This is a genomic window from Alcanivorax sp. HI0083, assembly GCF_001635175.1.
This window is the reverse complement of the sequence record NZ_LWFX01000027.1, coordinates 1-1,313: the sequence shown is the minus strand read 5'-3', so window position 1 is coordinate 1,313 and position 1,313 is coordinate 1. Positions and strand designations below refer to the sequence as shown.

2 protein-coding genes are annotated in these 1,313 nt (G+C 55.7%); both read right to left on the bottom strand.

Annotation, left to right across the window (positions count from 1 at the left end):
• Positions 1–85 precede the first annotated feature (85 nt).
• A complete protein-coding gene (locus A3754_RS00360; RefSeq protein ID WP_063518542.1) occupies positions 86–712 on the bottom strand; it encodes a TetR/AcrR family transcriptional regulator in 627 nt (208 codons plus the stop codon).
• 149 nt (positions 713–861) lie between these two features.
• On the bottom strand, positions 862–1,313 hold a 452-nt coding region (locus A3754_RS00355), incomplete at its 5' end, for an acyl-CoA dehydrogenase (RefSeq protein WP_231880424.1).

Genomic DNA, 1,313 nt, shown 5'->3' with positions numbered 1-1,313 from the left:
ACCCATGCATACAGCTTTCACTGTTATGTTTAGGACAAAATGATCAATTACCCGTCACATTGGGTCAGGAGGGTCAGGAAGACAATCAAGGTGTCAGGAGCGGGCGCAGGTAGTCTTCCGCCACCCGGCGTACGCTGTCAGCATCGGCCGGGTTCAATACGCCATCAGGGGACAGCACCATGGACTGCATAAGCCGTAACATCAGTTCCGCCATGGGCTCCATGGGCTGCTGACGAATAGCACCGCTATCCTGCTCCACCTGCAACAACCCCGCCAGATAGATACGGAAGAACCCCATCATTTGCCACAGGCGTTGCGTCAGTAGCGGCAAAATGGTCTCCGGTTCGGAAGTCAGCAGCCGCTTCAGCAACGGATGCCGGTGGGCCCGGGTCACCGCCAGCACGAAGGATTCAAGAACACGTTCAAGGCCGCTGTCCAGCTTCTCCAGTTCATCTTCGATCATCGCCAGTTGTCGCTGGCATTCGCGCAGAATCACCACCTGAATCAACTGGTCCTTATCCGCAAAACGACGATAGGCCGTCGCCCGACCAATGCCCGCACGGGTGGCCACATCTTCCATGGTGGTACGTCGCAAACCGAATTCCACGAACAATGCCAACCCGGCATCAAGAATTTTCTCGTAGGTTCTATCGCCCTGGGGAACCTGAAGATTCTTGAGCAGCGCCGCCGACGCGATATTTTTGCGAGACATTCCAACTCCCTGTGATATGAACCGGATACGCGATCAACCTGCGCGAATACCCTCATCAAGGGTATATACCCCATGGCTCCCCAGCCCGCAAATTCCGTTTCATAGCAATGCCTCCATGACCAAGCAACAAGCCCCGCCATGGTATCGGCTCAGGCGGGTTGCACCATCGCCCTTAAATGCATATCCGCATTACCAAACAGTCCATCCGCTGCCGTCAACCGCTTGACGAAATGGCCCACACCCAATTCATCGGTCATGCCCATGCCACCATGGATCTGGATGGCTTCCTGGCCGATCTTGCGTCCGGCACGGCCCAACTGGGCCTTCATGGCATACACCGCCTTATCCGCATCCTCGTGGCCTTCCACGTATTTCAGTGTGGATGCCAGCAACAGGGAGCGGGTCTGTTCCATAGCGATGAACATATCCGCCATGCGGAACTGCAGCACCTGGAATTTACCGATAGCCAAGCCGAACTGTTTGCGGGTCTTGGTGTATTCCACCGTATCGTTAAGCAACACGGACATGCTTCCCACACTCTCTGCTGACAAGGCCAACAGCCCCTCATGCAGCACCGCTTTGGCCACATCATAGCCTTTGT

Excerpts from the sequence above, each read along its gene's own strand:
- A3754_RS00360 (WP_063518542.1), bottom strand. The coding sequence starts at position 712 with ATGTCTCGCAAAAATATCGCGTCGGCGGCGCTGCTCAAGAATCTTCAG.